This window comes from Superficieibacter sp. HKU1 (genome assembly GCF_029319185.1).
Taxonomy (GTDB): domain Bacteria; phylum Pseudomonadota; class Gammaproteobacteria; order Enterobacterales; family Enterobacteriaceae; genus Superficieibacter.
On the sequence record NZ_CP119754.1, the window covers coordinates 1999290 to 2019282 of the forward strand.

Genomic DNA, 19993 nt, shown 5'->3' on the forward strand with positions numbered 1-19993 from the left:
AGAGACATTATGTTTTTAGTCGACTCACACTGCCATCTTGATGGCCTTGATTATCAATCCCTGCATAAAGACGTCGATGACGTGCTGGCGAAAGCCGCCGCCCGCGATGTGAAATTCTGCCTCGCCGTCTCGACCACGCTGCCGGGCTATCGTGGTATGCGCACGCTGGTGGGCGATCGCCCGAACGTGGTGTTCTCCTGCGGCGTTCACCCGCTTAATCAGGACGAGGCGTATGACGTTGAAGAACTGCGTGCGCTGGCGGCGGAAGAAGGCGTGGTAGCGATGGGGGAAACCGGCCTTGATTACTTTTACACTCCAGAAACCAAAGCGCAGCAGCAACGCTCTTTTCGCGATCATATCCGCATCGGACGCGAGCTGAATAAGCCAGTGATTGTCCATACCCGCGATGCGCGCGCCGACACGCTGCAAATCCTCAGTGAGGAAAAAGTGACGGATTGCGGCGGAGTACTACACTGTTTTACAGAAGATCGTGAAACGGCTGGCAAGCTGCTGGACATGGGGTTCTATATCTCGTTTTCCGGCATCGTGACCTTCCGTAATGCAGAACAGCTGCGCGACGCCGCGCGCTACATTCCTGTCGATCGTTTGCTGGTGGAGACGGACTCACCTTACCTGGCCCCCGTTCCGCATCGGGGCAAAGAAAACCAGCCCGCGATGACCCGCGATGTAGCCGAATATATGGCCGTGCTAAAGGGGGTGACGGTTGAACAACTGGCGCGGCAGACTACGCAAAACTTCGCCAGCCTGTTTCACATCGATCCGCTTCGCCTGCAGTAAGTCTGATTCTCTATTTTTTTAGTGCTCGTAATTAATGCCAGAAGCGAGTAAAGTCCACCGCCTGAAAACGGGCGGCGGAGCCGATCAATCCGCTTTTTTGCCATCAAAATTGTAAATATATGAAAAGTTACTAATCATTGATGGTGGAAACGTGATTGCCGTCAAACAAAAATCGTATGAATTATTTTACTCTGTGTAATAAATAAAGGCCCTAAGAGGCCTGGTTAACGATGAGGCTCTCCCCCCTCATCCAGGCGCGAAAGCGTAAAAAAAGCACAAATACTCAGGAGCACTCCAATTATGTTTAAGAATGCATTTGCTAACCTGCAAAAGGTCGGTAAATCGCTGATGCTGCCAGTATCCGTACTGCCTATTGCAGGTATCCTGCTGGGCGTCGGGTCGGCAAACTTCAGCTGGCTGCCAGAAGTGGTTTCGCACGTTATGGCGGAAGCAGGCGGATCTGTTTTTGCTAATATGCCTCTGATCTTCGCCATCGGCGTGGCGTTGGGTTTCACTAATAATGACGGTGTTTCTGCTCTGGCTTCCGTTGTCGCTTACGGCATCATGGTTAAAACCATGGCTGTGGTTGCACCGCTGGTGTTGCATTTGCCCCCAGAAGAAATCGCGGCTAAACATCTGGCGGATACCGGCGTATTAGGCGGTATTATTGCGGGTGCGATTGCGGCATATATGTTCAACCGCTTCTACCGTATTAAGCTGCCTGAGTACCTGGGCTTCTTTGCCGGTAAACGTTTTGTGCCGATCATTTCTGGCCTGACGGCGATCTTCCTGGGTATCGTGCTTTCCTTCATTTGGCCACCTATCGGCACGGCTATTCAGACCTTCTCGCAGTGGGCTGCTTACCAGAACCCGGTAGTGGCTTTCGGTATCTACGGCTTCATTGAGCGTTGCCTGGTGCCGTTTGGTCTGCATCATATCTGGAACGTTCCTTTCCAGATGCAGATTGGTGAATACACCAACGCAGCAGGTCAGGTATTCCACGGTGATATTCCGCGCTACATGGCCGGTGACCCGACCGCGGGCAAACTGTCCGGTGGCTTCCTGTTTAAAATGTACGGTCTGCCTGCTGCTGCTATTGCTATCTGGCATTCTGCGAAGCCTGAAAACCGCGCGAAAGTCGGCGGTATCATGATCTCCGCGGCGCTGACCTCATTCCTGACCGGCATCACCGAACCGATTGAATTCTCCTTCATGTTCGTTGCGCCGATCCTGTATGTGATCCACGCGATTCTGGCCGGTCTGGCTTTCCCAATCTGTATCCTGCTGGGAATGCGTGACGGTACTTCGTTCTCACATGGTCTGATCGACTTTGTGGTTCTGTCTGGTAACAGCAGCAACTTGTGGCTGTTCCCGGTTATCGGTATCTGCTATGCGATTGTGTACTACACGATTTTCCGCGTACTGATCAAAGCGCTGAACCTGAAAACGCCGGGTCGTGAAGACTCAAGTGAAGACGCTAAAGCGGGCGCGACCAGCGAGATGGCGCCGGCGCTGGTAGCCGCGTTTGGTGGTAAAGACAACATCACCAACCTCGATGCCTGTATTACCCGTCTGCGTGTCAGCGTGGCGGACGTGGCTAAAGTCGATCAGGCTGGCCTGAAACGTCTCGGGGCGGCAGGTGTTGTGGTAGCAGGCTCTGGCGTGCAGGCTATTTTCGGCACCAAGTCTGACAACCTGAAAACTGAGATGGACGACTATATCCGTCACAGCTAAGCCGTCAGTTGGGGAGATAAAAGGCAGCGGAAACGCTGCCTTTTTTACGTCAGGATCGGGAGGTTATTTACCTTCCTGCTCCAGATAATCCGTCAGGAAATGCTCGGCATTGCCTTCCTGTGATAGCGATTGACTATAAGCTACCCAGGTTGATGAAGACTCGCCGGGAAGATAAAGCTCGCCCGAGCCATCTTTAACCCGCAAAAGCTCCCACGATTTGCCGTCGATTTGCGTTTTATAACTGGTGGCGCCGCCGCTTGCCGGTTCTACTTTGCAGCGAATGATTTTCTTATCCAGCGCGTTATCAACATTGGCAATTTGCACTAACGATTCGTTGGCCTCTTTAGGTCCAATACGCAGCGTCCAAACCTGAACGCCTTCCTGACCTTCATAGCCTTTGACGTATTTAGCGATTTCAGGACGGGTCGCATCGGCGAAGGCAGATTGCATAATCATTAACGAGCCGAGAATAGCCATAATAAAGCGAAACATGTTTTCTCCTGTTGAAGTTGATCCCTGCACAACGATGAGTCAGAGCAGGGAAGTATCCCCTGAAAATATAAATCGGAACAATGTCAAAAATTGGTGGGCAGTCAGGGCTTGAAAAGCAGGGAGCCGGGCGGCCCCCTGTGAAGGATGGAAATCAGAAGCTGTAATTGGCGGTAACGGAGAAGTTACGCGGTTCGCCGTAAACGATGCCGCGGCTGTTTACATTGGTATCGTATTTCTTGTCGAACAGGTTATCGAGGTTAGCCTGCACCGAGAACGCTTTGGTGACGTTGTAACGGGCAAACAAATCGACCAGCGCGAAGCTGCCTTGCTCTGAACGATAGGTGCCGCCAGGAACCGCTACGTCAGACCAGACGTGGTTTTGCCAGTTGACGCCGCCGCCCACGGTAAGTGCCTGCAGCTCAGGAATACGATAGCTGGTAAATAGTTTGGCGCTGGTGCGCGGCAGATCCGGGTTAACGGCGTCGCCTTCACCATCTTCAGCCACGTAGCGGGTGATGCCAAAGGTCATCTGCCAGTTGTCGGTCAGCGCACCGTTCACTTCAAACTCCACGCCTTTACTGACCGTTCCGTCGACTTCTTTATAGGCTGTTTCACCGCTGGTACCAGGGATAAGGGCCCCGGTAGACTGCGCCAGATGGTCCTGTTCAATCCGGAAGACGGCCAGAGAGGTGGTCAGACGGCTGTTCATCCAGTCGCCTTTCAGACCCGCTTCATAGTTGTTGCCGGTGATCGGCGACAGGTATTTCTTCTCAATATTACGCTGGGTCTGCGGTTTGAAGACCGACGTATAGCTGGCATAGGTAGACCAGGTATCGTTAATATCGAAAATAAGACCGGCATACGGAGAGGTATTGTTTTTCTCCAGCTGCTGATTCAGCGTATCCAGATTGTATTTAGTGTAACGCGCCCCGAGGATCATGTGCAGCGGATCGGCCAGGGAAATACGGGTCGCCATATAGGCCGATTTCTGATGGATGGTATCGTTTTGCGCAAGGCTTAACGGGTTCCATGCCGTTTCAGGGAAGTTTTGGTCATAGGCATAATAGCTGCCCAGTTCGGTATCGCCGATATTGGCCCACGAACTGTAATAGGTGTTGTTTTGTCGACTGTAGCTGGTGCCAATCATCAGTTCATGCTGACGGCCAAAGAGTTCATACGAGCCATTGGCGTAGGTATCAAGCGCATCAACTTTACGCTTACCGGTGTTATAGCCAGTGCCGCCAACATACGGGTAGGATGCGCCATACGGGCTTACCATGATCCCGGTGGTTTTATCTACCAGCCCGTCAAGATAGAGCTGCTGGCTGTCGAGGTTCATCTCGGTGTGCGTACCGTTAACGGTCAGCTGCCAGTCGCCGCCCAGTTTCTGATTCAGCGTGGCGAAGGTCCTTTTCGACTCTTTATCGTTATAGGCCCAGTCAGGCGCGGCGCTGTAGCGGCGATCTGGATTCACTTTGCTGCCGTCAGTATACCAGCGCGGCGCACCGCCCCAGGTCGGGCTATCAACGTTGGTTTCCTGGTAGTCGTAACCGACGGAGAAACGGGTAGCCTCAGTCAGATCAACATCCACGACGCCATAGAAGAATTTTTTCTTCTGGTTGTAGTTATCAAGCCAGCTGTCGTTATTCTGATAACCGGCGACCATACGACCACGAATTCGACCATCTTCTGTCAGAGGGGTAGAGAGATCCGCCACATAACGCTGCTTATTCCAGCTACCGTACTCTGCGGAAACATTGGTTTTGAACTCACGGCTGTCGGCGTGTTTACGCACCATGTTAATGGCGGCGGAGGGGTTACCTGAACCGGTCGTCAGGCCGTTCGCGCCGCGCACGACCTCGATACGCTCATAGATGGCGGTATCGGAAAGGGCATCACCCAGATTCCAGCGGGATTCAAACAGGGTCGGAATACCATCAACCATATAGTTGTCGATCGCAAAGCCACGGGCGTAATAACTTGCGCGATCCGAGTCGGCAAAGCTCTCGCTAATACCGGTGGTATTTCTCAAAACATCCCCCAGGGATTGCAGCTGCTGATCTTCCATGCGCTGCTCGCTAATAATGCTCACCGACTGCGGAATATCACGCTGTACCAGCATCATTTTCGTTCCGGCGGTACTGGCTTTAACGCTGTAATCCTGATCCTGCGTGTCTGCTGCGGCCTGAGCGGCAGCATCAACCACAATGGTATCTTCTTTTTTGGTATCAGCAGCGAAAACGGCGGAAGGCATCAGCGCAAAGGCGATGCAGGCGGCCAGACGAGTTGGGCTGGTGGCAGGCGTATGCTGGTCATCCCTGGTTGAATGAGTGAAAGACATGTTAAACCCTTTGTTATGTTTACTTTTTGCCCTAATGCCGATGCGGTGCCAGCATTAAGTACAATGTAATAATTCTGAATTGCATTTGCGCATGTAAATGCAAATGCGAAATATACGCATTTATGTTCAAGCTGTAAACAGATGTTACGCCGCTTTCAGAACGTTGTTTTGATCGCACGGGGCATGTTTCGACGAGATTTCTGCCTGAACCAGCAGCGCCTGAACGAGAAGGGGGAAAGAAAACGTCGGATAAAGTTGAAAGAGCTGAAGTAAGTCGCTCATACTCTTATGGATGTTGTATTCTGTATGTCAGGTTTGCGCACTCATAATGAATTAAGGAAATGTCATGGCCGAAGAGACCATTTTTAGTAAGATTATCCGCCGCGAAATCCCGTCGGATATCGTGTATCAGGATGAACTTGTCACCGCGTTTCGTGACATCTCTCCGCAGGCTCCTACCCATATTCTGATTATCCCCAACATTCTGATCCCGACGGTGAATGACGTGACGGAAGCGCACGAGCAGGCTCTGGGCCGGATGATCACCGTCGCCGGCAAAATTGCTCGCGATGAAGGGATTGCTGAGGATGGCTATCGACTGATCCTGAACTGTAACCGTCATGGCGGGCAGGAGGTATATCACATCCATATGCACCTGCTGGGTGGCCGCGCGTTGGGGCCTATGCTGGCGCATAGAGGCTAACTATCATGAGAAGAGGACGTTATGCTGCGTTGCTGACGATAGCGCTGCTGGCTGGCTGCAGCTCACCGCGTCCGGAGATTCCGGTCGGTGATAACCAAACGCTGGTTATGGAAGCAACGGTGCTGGCCGCCGGGATCAGCGCTCAGCCGCCTGAACTTAAAAATTCTGATATCCAGGCGATGGCGTCCTCTGCTCTGTTTAATGAACGGCGCGAACCGGTTACCGTACACTATCGTTTTTACTGGTATGACGGTCGGGGTCTGGAAATGCACCCGCTGGAGGCACCGCGCAGTGTGACCATTCCCGGTAATTCCGGCGTCACGCTGTTTGGAACGGCGACGGGACTGGGTGCTGAGAAAGTCAGACTTTATCTCTATTTATAACAATATAACGGGGTAACCTTGATGATAACAATGCGACGTTTCGCGCTGATTAGCGCCCTCGCGATTTTTCTGGCAGGGTGTGTGACCAAAGAGCAACAACCTGCCCCGGTGGACACCGCCCAGCCGGGCGCGCAGCCGCAACCGACCCAGCCGCAGCAGCCGGTGCCGGTTGTGCCGACGGTGCCGACCATCCCTGAACAGCCAGGACCGATTGAGCATCAGGATGATACGGCCGCACCGGCACCGCGTGAGCGCCACTACGACTGGAACAGCGCGATTCAGCCGCTGGCCGGGAAAATGCTCCAGGCGGACGGCGTTAACAGCGGTAGCGTCCTGCTGGTAGACAGCGTCAACAACCGCACGAATGGTTCCCTTAACGCGAGTGAAGCGACCGACGCGCTGCGCAATGCGCTGGCTAACAACGGTAAATTCACGCTCGTTTCCGCTCAGCAGTTATCGGTGGCAAAACAGCAGCTTGGCTTATCACCGCAGGACAGCCTCGGAAGCCGCAGTAAAGCGATTGGCATTGCCCGTAACGTTGGCGCGCATTATGTGCTGTATTCAAACGCGTCGGGTAACGTGAACGCGCCGACGCTGCAGATGCAGCTGATGCTGGTGCAGACCGGCGAGATTATCTGGTCGGGCAAAGGTGCGGTTCAGCAGCAGTAAGCTGTCGCGTGACCAGCTACTGTCACGCTTTTTTCCGCAGTATCATCCCGTCGCGCCGGAGTCCCCCTCCGGGTTAGGCGGCGGGAGTTGCATCATTGAGAAGGGCATACAGCGACGGGTGCTGCGTCAGCACCACGATCCGCTGGCGCCTGAATTTCACTTTCTGCGCCAGTACCATGCGCTTCGCCGCCTGCCAGCCACCCTCGCGCCGTCGGCGTGTTTTTACACGCGCGGATGGATGGTTGTTGATTATCTGCCCGGTGAGGTAAAAAGCACATTGCCCGCAACTGCCGAACTGGTGCAGGTGCTGTATCATCTGCACCAGCAGCCGCGTTTTGGCTGGCGCATAACTTTATTGCCGCTGCTGGAGTATTACTGGCAGAACAGCGCCAGCGAGCGGCGCACGCCGTTCTGGCTCAGGCAGTTACAACGGTTAAAGCGCAGCGGCGAACCGCAGCCATTGCGGCTGTCGCCGCTGCATATGGACGTCCACCCTGGTAATATCGTGCATACTCCTGGCGGCCTGCGGCTGATTGACTGGGAATATGCCGGCGATGGCGATATTGCACTGGAGCTGGCGGCAGTGTGGATGACAGGACAGGCGGCAAGACGCCAGCTTGTCAATGAATATGCAGCCGCGGCGCGCATCGCGCCGTCGTTGCTCTGGCGACAGGTCAGACGCTGGCACCCGTGGGTGCTGATGCTGATGGCGGGCTGGTATGAGCGCCGCTGGCAGCAAACCGGTGACGGGCAGTTTATCGTCCTCGCCGATGAAACATGGAAACAGCTACATAAAATACAGGAGAGATAAGCGTGGGACCGGTAATGTTGGATGTCGAAGGTTTTGAACTGGATGCGGAAGAGCGTGAGATTCTGGCGCATCCGTCGGTAGGCGGATTAATTCTTTTTACCCGCAACTACCACGATCCCGCGCAGTTGCGCGAGCTGGTGCGCCAGATCCGTGCCGCCTCGCATCATCGGCTGGTGGTTGCCGTCGATCAGGAAGGTGGACGCGTTCAGCGTTTTCGCGAGGGCTTTACCCGCCTGCCTGCCGCCCAGTCTTTTGCCGAATTGCACGGTCTGGAAGAGGGCGGCGTGCTGGCAGAAGAGGCGGGCTGGCTGATGGCGAGCGAAATGATCGCCATGGACATCGATATCAGTTTCGCCCCGGTGCTGGACGTCGGCCATATTAGCGCCGCTATCGGCGAGCGCTCTTATCATGACGATCCGCTGAAGGCGCTGGCGATGGCCCGCCGGTTTATAGACGGTATGCACGCGGCGGGAATGAAAACCACCGGCAAACACTTCCCCGGGCACGGCGCGGTGACCGCGGACTCGCATAAAGAGACGCCGCAGGATCCGCGCACTGAAGCGGAAATTCGCGCCCGGGATATGACCATCTTCCGTACCCTGATCGACGAAAAGCGTCTCGACGCCATTATGCCCGCGCATGTGATCTACACGCAGGTCGATCCCCGTCCGGCCAGTGGGTCGGCGCACTGGCTGAAAACTGTCCTGCGCGGTGAACTTCATTTTGACGGCGTGATTTTTTCTGACGACCTTTCGATGGAAGGTGCCGCGATCATGGGAAGCTACGCCGAGCGCGGTCAGGCATCGCTGGATGCAGGTTGCGATATGATCCTGGTCTGCAATAATCGTAAAGGAGCGGTCAGCGTTCTGGATAATCTGTCGCCGATCAATGCACAGCGTGTTACGCAATTGTATCATAAAGGGACGTTTACTCGTCAGGAACTGATGGATTCTGCCCGCTGGAAGACGATAAGTGCGCAGCTGAATCAGCTGCACGAGCGCTGGCAGGAACACAAAGCAATCCATTAATCCCTGCGAAATAAAGAGTATGGTGAGGATGCGATGATTATTTATTTACACGGTTTTGACTCAAACAGCCCGGGCAACCATGAAAAGGTATTGCAGCTGCAGTTTATCGACCCGGATGTGCGACTGATTAGCTACAGTACGCGTCACCCGAAGCATGATATGCAGCATCTGCTGAAAGAAGTCGACAAGATGCTCCAGTTGAATGCGGACGATCGCCCGCTGATCTGCGGCGTCGGGCTTGGCGGTTTCTGGGCCGAACGCATTGGCTTCCTCTGCGATATTCGCCAGGTGGTATTTAACCCGAACCTGTTTCCGGCGGAAAATATGGAAGGCAAAATCGATCGCCCGGAAGAATATACCGATATTGCCACCAAGTGCGTCAGTAACTTCCGCGAGAAGAACCGCGACCGTTGCATGGCGATCCTGTCGCGTCGGGATGAGGCGCTTAACAGCCAGCGTAGCGCAGAGATTTTGTGCCCGTGGTATGAAATCGTCTGGGATGAAGAGCAGACCCACAAGTTCAAAAATATCTCGCCGCATTTACAGCGTATCAAGGCGTTTAAAACGCTCGGATAATCGTTTTACCAGTTAAAGGGTCAGCCAACGGGCTGGCCCTTTTTTTTGCCTGTGTCTACAGTTGTTCATCTTTTCAGCGGCAAAACTTGATGTACATCAATTTTGGTATGACCAATGACCCTGACGTGTTATTCTCATGGAGGTGGTACGATTTCATAGCGGTAACTTGTTGTTAACTAAAAGTTATTTTCATAACCTTTAGTTAACAATTGGTTAATAATTTTAGGGGGTCACGTTGACTACACCATTGAAGAAGATTGTGATTGTAGGCGGTGGTGCTGGCGGTCTTGAGCTGGCAACGCAACTGGGCAAAAAGTTAGGGCGAGGTAAGAAAGCCAAAATCACTCTCGTCGACCGCAACCACAGCCACCTGTGGAAGCCGCTGCTGCATGAAGTGGCGACGGGCTCACTGGATGAAGGTGTGGATGCCCTGAGCTATCTGGCGCATGCGCGAAATCACCACTTCCAGTTCCAGCTTGGGTCGGTTATCGATCTTAATCGCGAAAGCAAAACGTTGACCCTGGCTGAACTGCGCGATGAAAAAGGCGAATTACTGGTGCCTGAGCGCAAGCTGGCTTACGACACGCTGATCATGGCGCTGGGCAGTACCTCTAACGACTTCAACACGCCAGGCGTTAAAGAGCACTGTATTTTCCTCGACAATCCGCATCAGGCGCGTCGTTTCCATCAGGAGATGCTTAACCTGTTCCTCAAGTTCTCGGCGAATCTGGGGGCTAACGGCAAGGTCAATATCGCGATTGTCGGCGGTGGGGCCACCGGGGTTGAGCTGTCTGCAGAGCTGCACAATGCGGTGAAACAGCTCCACAGCTACGGCTACAAAGGGCTGACCAATGAAGCGATCAATGTCACCCTGGTGGAAGCGGGCGAGCGTATTCTGCCTGCGCTGCCGCCGCGTATTTCGGGTGCGGCGCATAACGAACTGACCAAACTCGGCGTGCGTGTGCTTACCCAGACGATGGTGACCAGCGCCGACGAAGGTGGATTGCATACTAAAGAAGGCGAGTATATTAAAGCTGATTTGATGGTCTGGGCCGCAGGCATTAAAGCGCCGGACTTTATGAAAGAGTTGGGTGGACTGGAAACAAACCGCATCAACCAGCTGGTGGTCGAGCCGACGCTGCAAACGACGCGCGATGCTGATATTTACGCCATCGGCGACTGCGCCTCCTGCGCTCGTCCGGAAGGCGGATTTGTCCCGCCACGCGCCCAGGCCGCGCACCAGATGGCAACCTGCGCGCTGCATAACATCCTGGCGCAGGTGAAGGGGAAACCGCTAAAAGCGTATCAGTACAAAGATCATGGTTCGCTGGTATCGCTGTCTAACTTTTCGACCGTCGGTAGCCTGATGGGGAACCTGACCCGCGGCTCCATGATGATCGAAGGACGCATCGCACGCTTTGTATATATTTCGCTATACCGTATGCATCAGATTGCCCTGCACGGCTATTTTAAAACCGGTCTGATGATGCTGGTGGGCAGCATTAACCGGGTGATCCGTCCGCGTCTTAAACTGCACTAAGGCATACCCCAGGCCGAGCGCCGCAAGCTCGCCCGGCCTGTGAATTATTACAACCTAAGCCTGAATACCCGTAGACCCGATACGCGCAGCGCCATCAGGCAATTTCCCTCTCTGGCAAAATATAATCCTGTCAAACAGGCGTATGGCCCTAAGACTCCTCTGAATCATTCTGCTTTACCCTCAGATCCCGCGTTTTTAGGCGCAGTTCTGATTGGCGAAATATCCTCTTGATTGCAAAATTATGACCAATAGCAACGAAGGAGGAGCTCCCGTGAATAAATCAATGTTGGCGGGTATAGGGATTGGCGTAGCCGCTGCGCTGGGTGTGGCAGCCGTGGCCAGTCTGGACGTCTTTGAACGTGGCCCGCAGTATGCGCAGGTGGTTTCGGCAACGCCGATTAAAGAAACGGTTAAAACACCGCGTAAAGAGTGTCGTAACGTCAGTGTCACGCACCGACGTCCGGTTCAGGACGAAAACCGTATAACCGGTTCCGTGCTTGGTGCGGTCGCAGGCGGCGTTGTAGGCCACCAGTTCGGCGGCGGACGTGGTAAAGACATTGCCACCATCGCGGGCGCGCTGGGCGGCGGCTATGCCGGTAACCAGATCCAGGGCTCAATGCAGGAATCGGACACGTACACCACCACGCAGCAGCGTTGCAAAACGGTGTACGACAAATCGGAAAATATGCTTGGTTATGATGTGACCTATAAAATCGGCGATCAGCAGGGGAAAATCCGCATGAAAGACGATCCGGGAACACAAATCCCGCTCGACAATAATGGTCAGCTGATCCTGAATAACAAAGCGTAAAAAAAGCGTTATCTACTGTTTGCCCCTCATCGCTCAGGCTGAGGGGCTTTTTTGTGGCTTATAGGGTAAGCATCTTTGGCCACAGGCAGAAGGTAGTACGAATGATCTGCTGCAAATCCTCAAGGCTGGCGCCTTCACGAGCGCTAATCGACATGCCCTGTAAAATACAGTTCAGAAACTGCGCCAGCGCCTGAACATCTTTTTGCTCAGGAAGTTCACCGCGCTGCTGTCGGGAAAGCAGAAACGTGCAAAGCGTCTGCTCCTGCTGCGCATGACGGGTTTTCAGCGTGCGGGCAATCTCTTTTGACGAGGCGGCAAGCGTCGCCGAGGTGTTAATCATAAAGCAGCCCGCCGGGGTTTCTTTGCTGGTAAAGCAGGTAGCGACCGCCATGAAATAGGCTTCCAGCGCCTGCTCTACGGATTGTTCCTCGTTGAACAACGCTGCCTCATGGCGGGCAGCGAAGCGCGAGATATAGCGATCGAGTACCGCCCGAAACAGGCCCTCTTTGTTAATAAATTCTGCGTAGAGCGTCGGGGCTTTAGCACCCGTCGCTTCTACCAGATCGGCAAGCGAGGTCGCTTCATACCCGTGCTCCCAGAAGAGTGTCATGGCCTTATCCAGCGCCGCGTCCCTGTCGAACACTTTTGGTCGGCCACGGCTTTTTTTTGTGCAACTTTGAACGTCAGCTGTCATGGTGCCGTTGTACCTGAGTCAGTTAAGTGAATAACCATTATAAAAATAAATGTATCGCGGTGCTACCTTGAAAACAATAAAAAATTAATAAGCTTATGTTAATGAAAGATAAGGGTTTTCATTTATTAATAACGATCGTTATAAAATAAACTTGACTGTGACATTGATCACACTTATGATTTACCTATCGATCGTTAATTAAATGTGATCCACCGTTCATCTGCATAAGGTCATTATTATGAAAAACATTAAAACCCTCATCGCCGCCGCTGTACTGAGTTCACTTTCTTTTGCAAGCTTCGCTGCCGTTCAGGTGCAGTCCACCCCAGCCAATCAGCAAAAAGCGGGCGTGATTTCCGCTGATGCCGGAACAAACCTTGGCTCGCTGGAAAATCAGCTGGCGCAAAAAGCGGATGCTATGGGCGCGAAATCTTTCCGCATCACTTCTGTAAGTGGTCCTAACACCCTGCACGGCACCGCTGTGATTTATAAATAAGATAACCCTCTGCCTGGTATTTACAGGAAGCCCCACGGTGATTACCGTGGGGCTTTTTTTATGAGCCTGCTCAGGCTATCGCATTTTCCTCAAGCTGGCGCATAAAGTTGCGCACCCAGTCCATACGGGTTTTTCGCTCGTTGAGATCCTGGAAAAACTTCAGCCGCGTCGGGCCATCAAGCCGGAAATGCTGCGGCTCCTTCTGCAGCAGGCCAATCAGCCAGGCAGGGTTAACGTGGTTATTTTCCGCGAATTCGATCTGCCCGCCTTTATCATTGCCTTCCAGCTTGCGGATCCCCAGCCGCTGCGCCTGCTGGCGCAGGCCCGCAATATCCAGCAAATTACGCGCCGCATCAGGCAGCAGACCAAAGCGATCGATCAACTCGACTTTAATCTCTTCAAGCGCATTCTCATTTTTGGCGCTGGCAATACGCTTATAGAAGGAGAGACGGGTGTTAACGTCCGGGATAAAGTCATCCGGCAGCAGCGACGGCATTCGCAGTTCGACCTCCGTTTGCTGGCTGGTGAGATCCTCAAGCGACGGCTCGCGTCCCGCTTTCAGGGCGTCTACCGCGTTTTCCAGCAGATCCATATACAGCGAGAAGCCGATGGTCTCCATTTGTCCGCTCTGATCTTCCCCCAGCAGTTCACCCGCGCCGCGAATTTCCAGATCGTGGGTGGCCAGCGCAAAGCCCGCGCCTAAATCCTCCAGCGAGGCAATGGCTTCCAGCCGTTTCTGGGCGTCGGTGGTCATGGCTTTCGGGTGCGGCGTCAGCAGCCACGCATAGGCCTGATGATGCGAACGGCCGACGCGCCCGCGTAGCTGATGCAGCTGTGCCAGACCAAAATGATCGGCGCGTTCAATGATGATGGTATTGGCGGTCGGAATATCAATCCCGGTCTCAATGATGGTGGTACACACCAGCACGTTAAAACGCTGGTGGTGGAAGTCGTTCATCACCCGTTCCAGCTCGCGCTCGCGCATCTGGCCGTGACCGATGGCAATGCGCGCCTCCGGCACCAGCTCGGCGAGGCGCGCGGCCGCTTTCTGGATATTTTCAACGTCGTTATAGAGATAATAGACCTGCCCGCCGCGCAATACTTCACGCAGGATCGCCTCGCGGACCACCAGATTATCGTACTCGCGCACGAAGGTTTTCACCGCCAGACGGCGTGCGGGTGGGGTGGCGATAATCGACAGATCGCGCATTCCGCTCATCGCCATATTCAGCGTACGCGGGATCGGCGTGGCGGTGAGGGTCAGAATGTCCACGTCAGAACGCATCGCTTTAATGCGCTCTTTATGCCGCACGCCAAAGCGGTGCTCTTCATCGACAATCAGCAGCCCCAGATCGCGCCATTTGACATCCGCCTGCAGCAATTTGTGGGTGCCGATTAAAATATCGATTTTTCCTTCGGCCGCCTGTTCAAGGATGAGCGCCTGTTCTTTGGCGCTGCGAAAGCGTGACAGCATTTCGATGCGCACCGGCCAGTTGGCGAAACGGTCGCGGAAATTGTCAAAATGCTGCTGGGCGAGCAGGGTGGTGGGCACCAGTACCGCCACCTGCTTATTATTTTCAATCGCGAGGAAAGCGGCGCGCATGGCGACTTCCGTTTTGCCAAAACCCACATCGCCACAGACCAGGCGATCCATCGCCAGCGGCTGACACATATCACTCAGCACGGCGTTGATCGCCAGCGCCTGATCGGGCGTGGTCTCAAAAGGGAAGCTGTCGCAAAACAGCTGATACTGTTCACGGTTATGCTTAAAGGCAAAACCTTTTTTCGCCGCGCGCTGGGCATAAATGTCCAGCAGTTCGGCCGCCACGTCGCGTACGCGCTCGGCGGCTTTCTGCCGCGCGCGGGTCCAGGCGTCGCTGCCCAGTTTATGCAGCGGGGCATTCTCTTCTGCACCGCCCGCATAGCGGCTGATCAAATGCAGGGAGGAAACCGGAACGTACAGTTTGGCGTCGTTGGCGTAGGTCAGCATCAGGTATTCCGCGGTGATGCCGCCCGCTTCCAGCGTGGTCATGCCCGCGTAGCGGCCCACGCCGTGTTCCAGATGCACCACCGGCTGACCGGTATGCAGCTCGGCGAGGTTACGGATCAGCGTGTCCGGATTAATGGTGCGGCGGCTATCCTGACGACGGCGCGCCACCCGCTCGCCCAGCAGATCGCTTTCACAGATCAGGGCGCGGTTGCGCAGGGTATCAATATACCCATGCTCAGAGGCGCCAATCATCACGTAGCGCCCTTTGTCAGCCGCTTCATCCAGCCGCAGGATGCGTTTTGGCGACAGCTTGATCCGCGCCACCAGTTCGCTGAGGGCTTCACGGCGTCCTTCACTTTCCACCGAAAAAATTACCGGACCGTCAAACGATTCCAGAAATTTACGCAGATTGTCGAGCGGCGACTTTTGCTGCGCCTGTACTGACAGGTCCGGCAAGGTACGGTAGCCCAGATTAGTAAACGCGGCTTTATCGGCCAGACTCTTGGTTTTTAACTGTACGCGCGGCCAGCGTTTTAACTCGCCGAGCAGTTCATCGGTGCGCATCCACAGTTGTTCTGGCGGCAGCAGGGGGCGCATCGGATCAACGCCCCGGTTCTCATAGCGGGCATGGGCATCAGCCTGAAAACGGATGGCGCTCCCTTCAACGTCACCCGTATTGATAATCAGCGTACTGGCCGGGAAATAGCTGAACAGCGGCGACAGCGGCTCGCTAAAAAACAGCGGCTGCCAGTATTCGATCCCGGCAGGCAGCGTCCCTTTACTCACCTGCTGGTAAATATGTTCGGCATCGCGTTTCACATCGAATTTGTCGCGCCACTGGCTGCGGAAAAGTTCAATCGCCGCTTTATCCGTCGGAAATTCGTGCGCGGGCAACAGGTTGATAGCGTCGACTTCTTCCAGCGTGCGTTGGGTATCGGCATCAAAAAGGCGCAGGCTGTCGATTTCGTCATCAAAAAAATCCAGACGATAGGGTTGAGCACTACCCATTGGGTAGAGATCCAGCAGTGCGCCACGCGTGGCATATTCACCGTGCTCCATGACCTGATCGACATGGCGATAGCCCGCGGATTCAAGCTGCGCGCGCAGCGCATCGCGCGACAGCCGCTGCCCTTTTTTCATCACCAGCGCATGACCGTGCAGATAACTGTGCGGGCAGACGCGCTGCATCAGCGTATTCACCGGCAGGATCAACACGCCGCGCTGCATGGTGGGAAGCTGATAGAGCACCGACAGACGCGAGGAGATGATCTCCTGGTGCGGCGAAAAGCTATCGTAAGGCAGCGTTTCCCAGTCGGCGAGATTGATGACCAGGTTATCTGTAAACTGGGTGATTTCGTCATGCAGGCGCAGGGCATTTTGCATGTCGGGCGCAACCAGCACCACCGGGCCTGGATGGCGCTCGACAATCGCAGCGATCTCTGTCGCACAGGCCGCGCCGGTTAACTCACCCAGTTGGCGTTGGTCGCCTGCTTTGACAGGCAAAGAATAACGGTGTTGTTCAGGCATAGGTCGTGTCGGGGTCTCTGATAGGTTTGCCCAGAAGATATGGGGACAACGTGCTGATTCTCAATGCAGATTATTATCCGCGTTCATTTTACATAAGCAAATGGTAGATCAATCTGCGTCTGCGCGCGTGAATCAATAATAGCAAATTGATTTATCAGATCTTTTTGACGGTCCGATGACGAACTCTTACGGTTTCCCTCATTTACGCTGTGCGCTTTCGCTTATATACTTCCTCTTCTGCCACAGCAACCAGACGGATTACATGTACCAACCTGTCGCACTATTTATCGGCCTGCGCTACATGCGTGGGCGCGCAGCGGACCGCTTCGGTCGCTTTGTCTCATGGCTTTCCACTATCGGTATTACGCTTGGCGTGATGGCGCTGGTAACGGTGCTTTCCGTCATGAACGGCTTTGAACGCGAGCTGCAAAACAATATTCTGGGGCTGATGCCGCAGGCCATTCTTTCTTCCACGCAAGGGTCGCTGGACCCGCAAAAAATTCCTGAAAAGGCGGTGACGCTTCAGGGCGTAAATCGTGTTGCGCCCATCACCACCGGTGACGTGGTATTACAGAGCGCGCGCAGCGTGGCGGTGGGCGTGATGCTGGGCGTCGATCCGGCGCAAAAAGATCCGCTCTTGCCGTATTTAGTTAATGTAAAGCAGACCGATTTGCAGCCTGGACGCTACAACGTCATTCTCGGCGAGCAGCTGGCCGGGCAACTGGGACTTAATCGTGGCGATTCATTGCGTATTATGGTGCCGTCGGCCAGCCAGTTTACGCCGATGGGGCGCATTCCCAGCCAGCGCCTGTTTACGGTGATTGGCACCTTTGCCGCCAACAGCGAAGTCGACGGCTATCAGATGCTGGTCAATATTCAGGACGCGTCACGCCTGATGCGCTACCCGTCGGGGAATATTACCGGCTGGCGTCTGTGGCTTAACGAACCTTTACAGGTGGATACCCTCAGTCAACAACCATTGCCGCCGGACACCAAATGGCAGGACTGGCGCGAGCGTAAAGGCGAGCTATTCCAGGCCGTGCGGATGGAAAAAAACATGATGGGCCTGCTGCTCAGTCTGATTGTCGCCGTCGCCGCTTTTAACATCATCACTTCGCTGGGACTGATGGTAATGGAGAAGCAGGGCGAAGTTGCCATTCTGCAAACCCAGGGCCTGACGCCACGGCAGATCATGGCGGTGTTTATGGTACAGGGAGCCAGCGCCGGGATTATCGGCGCGCTGCTGGGTGCCGCGCTGGGCGCGCTGCTCGCCAGCCAGCTCAACAATTTAATGCCGATTATCGGCGCATTTCTGGACGGCGCGGCGCTGCCGGTGGCGATTGAACCGCTGCAGGTGATTGCTATTGCACTGGTGGCGATGGCGATTGCGCTGCTGTCCACGCTTTATCCTTCATGGCGCGCTGCCGCCACTCAACCCGCTGAGGCTTTACGTTATGAATAAGATCCTGTTGCAATGCGACAACCTGTGCAAACGCTATCAGGAAGGCAGTGTGCAAACCGACGTGTTGCATAATGTCAGTTTCAGCGTGGGCGAAGGGGAGATGATGGCAATTGTCGGCAGCTCCGGCTCCGGGAAAAGTACGCTGCTGCACCTGCTCGGCGGGCTGGATACGCCCACCTCCGGCGACGTGATTTTTAGCGGTCAGCCGATGAGCAAACTGTCGTCGGCGGCAAAAGCGGAACTTCGTAATCAGAACCTCGGCTTTATCTATCAGTTTCACCACCTGCTGCCTGATTTTACCGCGCTGGAAAACGTCGCGATGCCGCTACTGATCGGCAAAAAGCGTCCGGCGGAGATCAACCAGCGCGCGCGGGATATGCTGAAAGCGGTGGGACTCGATCATCGCGCCAGCCACCGTCCGTCTGAATTATCCGGCGGCGAACGTCAGCGCGTGGCGATTGCCCGTGCGCTGGTGAATAACCCGCGTCTGGTGCTGGCCGATGAGCCAACCGGGAACCTGGATGCGCGTAACGCCGACAGTATTTTCCAGCTGCTTGGCGAGCTGAACGCCTCGCAGGGCACCGCATTTTTGGTGGTGACCCACGACCTGCAACTGGCACGGCGGATGTCCCGCCAGCTGGAGATGCGGGATGGTCACCTGAATACCGAACTGAGCCTGATGGGAGCTGATTAATGGCCTCGCCTTTATCCCTTCTTATCGGGTTGCGTTTTAGCCGTGGCCGCCGCCGTAGCGGCATGGTATCGCTGATTTCGATTATTTCTACCATCGGCATTGCGCTGGGTGTCGCAGTGCTGATTATCGGCCTGAGCGCGATGAACGGTTTTGAGCGTGAGCTGAACAACCGTATTTTAGCGGTGGTGCCGCACGGCCAGATCGAGCCGGTAAATCAGCCGTGGAACGGCTGGAACGACAAGCTGAGCAAAATTGAAAAAGTGCCCGGTATTGTCGCTGCCGCGCCTTACGTCGATTTCACCGGGCTGGTCGAGAGCGGCGCGAATATCCGCGCGATTCAGGTGAAGGGCGTCGATCCGCAGCAGGAAAGCCGTCTTAGCGCGCTGCCCCAGTACGTGCAGGGCAATGCCTGGGCTAATTTTAAGGCGGGCGAACAGCAGATTATTATTGGCAAAGGCGTTGCCGACGCGCTGCATGTGAAGCAGGGCGATTCAGTCTCGATTATGATCCCCAACGCCAGCGCCGATCATAAGCTGCTCCAGCCAAAACGTATCCGCCTCCACGTCACCGGCATTCTGCAACTTAGCGGTCAGCTCGATCACAGCTTCGCAATGATCCCAATGCAGGATGCGCAGCAGTATCTGGAGATGGGCAGCAGCGTGACCGGCATTGCGCTGAAGGTCAACGACGTCTTTAACGCGCCGGCGCTGGTGCGCTCGGCGGGTGAAGTAACCAATGATTACGTCTATATCAAAAGCTGGGTAGGGACCTACGGCTATATGTATCGCGATATTCAGATGATCCGCGCCATTATGTACCTGGCGATGATTCTGGTGATCGGCGTGGCCTGTTTTAATATCGTCTCCACCCTGGTAATGGCGGTAAAAGACAAAAGCAGCGACATCGCGGTTCTGCGCACCCTCGGCGCGAAAGACGGCCTGATCCGCGCGATTTTCGTCTGGTACGGACTGCTCGCCGGGCTCTTTGGCAGCCTTATCGGGGTAGTTATCGGCGTGATTGGCGCGTTACAGCTGACAGCGATTATTGAGTACATCGAAAAGCTGATCGGCCATCAGTTCCTGTCCGGCGATATTTACTTTATTGACTTCCTGCCGTCAGAATTACACTGGCTGGACGTGCTATATGTTCTGGTGACGGCGCTGCTGTTGAGCCTGCTGGCAAGCTGGTATCCGGCGCGACGCGCGAGTAACATTGATCCTGCAAGGGTATTAAGCGGGCAATAA

Annotated in this window: 19 protein-coding genes; 14 read left to right on the plus strand and 5 right to left on the minus strand. The window is 54.7% G+C overall.

Going from position 1 to position 19993, the window contains the following annotated elements:
• Window positions 1-9: 9 nt before the first annotated feature.
• Both P0H77_RS09485 and ptsG read left to right on the plus strand, forming a co-directional pair.
• Window positions 10-798, plus strand: coding sequence for a metal-dependent hydrolase (locus P0H77_RS09485; RefSeq protein ID WP_276164659.1), 789 nt, complete (start codon window positions 10-12; stop codon window positions 796-798).
• A gap of 300 nt (window positions 799-1098) precedes the next feature.
• Window positions 1099-2532 carry a PTS glucose transporter subunit IIBC gene (gene ptsG / locus P0H77_RS09490; RefSeq protein ID WP_276164660.1) on the plus strand — a complete coding sequence of 478 codons (1434 nt, stop codon included), beginning with the start codon at window positions 1099-1101 and terminating at the stop codon, window positions 2530-2532.
• Window positions 2533-2595: 63 nt separating this feature from the next.
• Here the strand turns inward: ptsG and P0H77_RS09495 are convergent, their stop codons facing one another.
• From P0H77_RS09495 to P0H77_RS09505, 3 genes are all read right to left on the minus strand, one after another.
• Window positions 2596-3024: a hypothetical protein gene (locus P0H77_RS09495; protein ID WP_276164661.1), complete on the minus strand. Its 429-nt coding sequence runs from the start codon at window positions 3022-3024 to the stop codon at window positions 2596-2598.
• Window positions 3025-3175: 151 nt separating this feature from the next.
• Entirely contained in the window at window positions 3176-5365 is a 2190-nt protein-coding gene (gene fhuE / locus P0H77_RS09500) for a ferric-rhodotorulic acid/ferric-coprogen receptor FhuE (RefSeq protein ID WP_276164662.1), read from the minus strand.
• A 144-nt stretch (window positions 5366-5509) separates the two neighbouring features.
• Complete coding sequence (locus tag P0H77_RS09505) at window positions 5510-5647, minus strand: hypothetical protein (RefSeq protein WP_276164663.1); 138 nt, start codon at window positions 5645-5647, stop codon at window positions 5510-5512.
• Between the two features lie 64 nt (window positions 5648-5711).
• Here P0H77_RS09505 and hinT point away from each other — a divergent pair, with 64 nt between their 5' ends.
• The 8 genes from hinT to P0H77_RS09545 all read left to right on the plus strand — a co-directional run bounded on the left by hinT (window position 5712) and on the right by P0H77_RS09545 (window position 11886).
• Window positions 5712-6068, plus strand: coding sequence for a purine nucleoside phosphoramidase (gene hinT / locus P0H77_RS09510; protein WP_276164664.1), 357 nt, complete (start codon window positions 5712-5714; stop codon window positions 6066-6068).
• Between the two features lie 5 nt (window positions 6069-6073).
• Window positions 6074-6451, plus strand: a complete 378-nt coding sequence (locus tag P0H77_RS09515) for a YcfL family protein (RefSeq protein ID WP_276164665.1) — start codon at window positions 6074-6076, stop codon at window positions 6449-6451.
• 21 nt (window positions 6452-6472) lie between these two features.
• Window positions 6473-7120, plus strand: coding sequence for a penicillin-binding protein activator LpoB (lpoB, locus tag P0H77_RS09520; protein WP_276164666.1), 648 nt, complete (start codon window positions 6473-6475; stop codon window positions 7118-7120).
• Window positions 7101-7931 (plus strand): thiamine kinase, encoded by an 831-nt coding sequence (thiK, locus tag P0H77_RS09525; protein ID WP_276164667.1) that lies wholly within the window; start codon window positions 7101-7103, stop codon window positions 7929-7931. Before lpoB ends, thiK begins: the two co-directional genes overlap by 20 nt.
• A 2-nt stretch (window positions 7932-7933) precedes the next feature.
• Window positions 7934-8959, plus strand: a complete 1026-nt coding sequence (gene nagZ / locus P0H77_RS09530; RefSeq protein WP_276164668.1) for a beta-N-acetylhexosaminidase — start codon at window positions 7934-7936, stop codon at window positions 8957-8959.
• 33 nt (window positions 8960-8992) lie between these two features.
• Window positions 8993-9535, plus strand: coding sequence for an alpha/beta hydrolase YcfP (gene ycfP / locus P0H77_RS09535; protein WP_103678050.1), 543 nt, complete (start codon window positions 8993-8995; stop codon window positions 9533-9535).
• Between the two features lie 235 nt (window positions 9536-9770).
• Complete coding sequence (locus P0H77_RS09540) at window positions 9771-11075, plus strand: NAD(P)/FAD-dependent oxidoreductase (protein WP_276164669.1); 1305 nt, start codon at window positions 9771-9773, stop codon at window positions 11073-11075.
• Between the two features lie 271 nt (window positions 11076-11346).
• Window positions 11347-11886, plus strand: coding sequence for a glycine zipper 2TM domain-containing protein (locus tag P0H77_RS09545; RefSeq protein WP_276164670.1), 540 nt, complete (start codon window positions 11347-11349; stop codon window positions 11884-11886).
• A gap of 58 nt (window positions 11887-11944) precedes the next feature.
• Here P0H77_RS09545 and P0H77_RS09550 read toward each other — a convergent pair whose 3' ends face one another.
• Window positions 11945-12580, minus strand: coding sequence for a TetR/AcrR family transcriptional regulator (locus tag P0H77_RS09550; protein WP_276164671.1), 636 nt, complete (start codon window positions 12578-12580; stop codon window positions 11945-11947).
• Between the two features lie 238 nt (window positions 12581-12818).
• Here P0H77_RS09550 and bhsA point away from each other — a divergent pair, with 238 nt between their 5' ends.
• Window positions 12819-13076, plus strand: coding sequence for a multiple stress resistance protein BhsA (gene bhsA / locus P0H77_RS09555; protein ID WP_276164672.1), 258 nt, complete (start codon window positions 12819-12821; stop codon window positions 13074-13076).
• A gap of 70 nt (window positions 13077-13146) precedes the next feature.
• Here the strand turns inward: bhsA and mfd are convergent, their stop codons facing one another.
• The gene (mfd, locus tag P0H77_RS09560) at window positions 13147-16593 is read right to left on the minus strand and encodes a transcription-repair coupling factor (RefSeq protein WP_276164673.1); all 3447 of its coding nucleotides are present in this window, start codon (window positions 16591-16593) and stop codon (window positions 13147-13149) included.
• A gap of 262 nt (window positions 16594-16855) precedes the next feature.
• Between mfd and lolC the strand changes: the two genes are divergently transcribed.
• The 3 genes from lolC to lolE are packed head-to-tail and all read left to right on the plus strand — an operon-like array spanning window position 16856 to window position 19993.
• A complete protein-coding gene (gene lolC, locus P0H77_RS09565) occupies window positions 16856-18055 on the plus strand; it encodes a lipoprotein-releasing ABC transporter permease subunit LolC (RefSeq protein WP_276164674.1) in 1200 nt (399 codons plus the stop codon).
• Window positions 18048-18749 (plus strand): lipoprotein-releasing ABC transporter ATP-binding protein LolD, encoded by a 702-nt coding sequence (gene lolD / locus P0H77_RS09570; protein ID WP_276164675.1) that lies wholly within the window; start codon window positions 18048-18050, stop codon window positions 18747-18749. The genes lolC and lolD overlap by 8 nt, the downstream gene beginning before the upstream one ends.
• Complete coding sequence (gene lolE, locus P0H77_RS09575) at window positions 18749-19993, plus strand: lipoprotein-releasing ABC transporter permease subunit LolE (RefSeq protein ID WP_276164676.1); 1245 nt, start codon at window positions 18749-18751, stop codon at window positions 19991-19993. The genes lolD and lolE overlap by 1 nt, the downstream gene beginning before the upstream one ends.

What these genes read in the sequence shown, in the direction of transcription:
- lpoB (WP_276164666.1), top strand. Translation starts at nt 6,473, where the DNA reads ATGATAACAATGCGACGTTTCGCGCTGATTAGCGCCCTCGCGATTTTT.
- lolE (WP_276164676.1), top strand. Translation starts at nt 18,749, where the DNA reads ATGGCCTCGCCTTTATCCCTTCTTATCGGGTTGCGTTTTAGCCGTGGC.
- mfd (WP_276164673.1), bottom strand. Translation starts at nt 16,593, where the DNA reads ATGCCTGAACAACACCGTTATTCTTTGCCTGTCAAAGCAGGCGACCAA.
- lolD (WP_276164675.1), top strand. Translation starts at nt 18,048, where the DNA reads ATGAATAAGATCCTGTTGCAATGCGACAACCTGTGCAAACGCTATCAG.
- hinT (WP_276164664.1), top strand. Translation starts at nt 5,712, where the DNA reads ATGGCCGAAGAGACCATTTTTAGTAAGATTATCCGCCGCGAAATCCCG.
- ptsG (WP_276164660.1), top strand. Translation starts at nt 1,099, where the DNA reads ATGTTTAAGAATGCATTTGCTAACCTGCAAAAGGTCGGTAAATCGCTG.
- P0H77_RS09495 (WP_276164661.1), bottom strand. Translation starts at nt 3,024, where the DNA reads ATGTTTCGCTTTATTATGGCTATTCTCGGCTCGTTAATGATTATGCAA.
- fhuE (WP_276164662.1), bottom strand. Translation starts at nt 5,365, where the DNA reads ATGTCTTTCACTCATTCAACCAGGGATGACCAGCATACGCCTGCCACC.
- P0H77_RS09550 (WP_276164671.1), bottom strand. Translation starts at nt 12,580, where the DNA reads ATGACAGCTGACGTTCAAAGTTGCACAAAAAAAAGCCGTGGCCGACCA.
- ycfP (WP_103678050.1), top strand. Translation starts at nt 8,993, where the DNA reads ATGATTATTTATTTACACGGTTTTGACTCAAACAGCCCGGGCAACCAT.
- P0H77_RS09515 (WP_276164665.1), top strand. Translation starts at nt 6,074, where the DNA reads ATGAGAAGAGGACGTTATGCTGCGTTGCTGACGATAGCGCTGCTGGCT.
- lolC (WP_276164674.1), top strand. Translation starts at nt 16,856, where the DNA reads ATGTACCAACCTGTCGCACTATTTATCGGCCTGCGCTACATGCGTGGG.
- bhsA (WP_276164672.1), top strand. Translation starts at nt 12,819, where the DNA reads ATGAAAAACATTAAAACCCTCATCGCCGCCGCTGTACTGAGTTCACTT.
- P0H77_RS09505 (WP_276164663.1), bottom strand. Translation starts at nt 5,647, where the DNA reads ATGAGCGACTTACTTCAGCTCTTTCAACTTTATCCGACGTTTTCTTTC.
- P0H77_RS09485 (WP_276164659.1), top strand. Translation starts at nt 10, where the DNA reads ATGTTTTTAGTCGACTCACACTGCCATCTTGATGGCCTTGATTATCAA.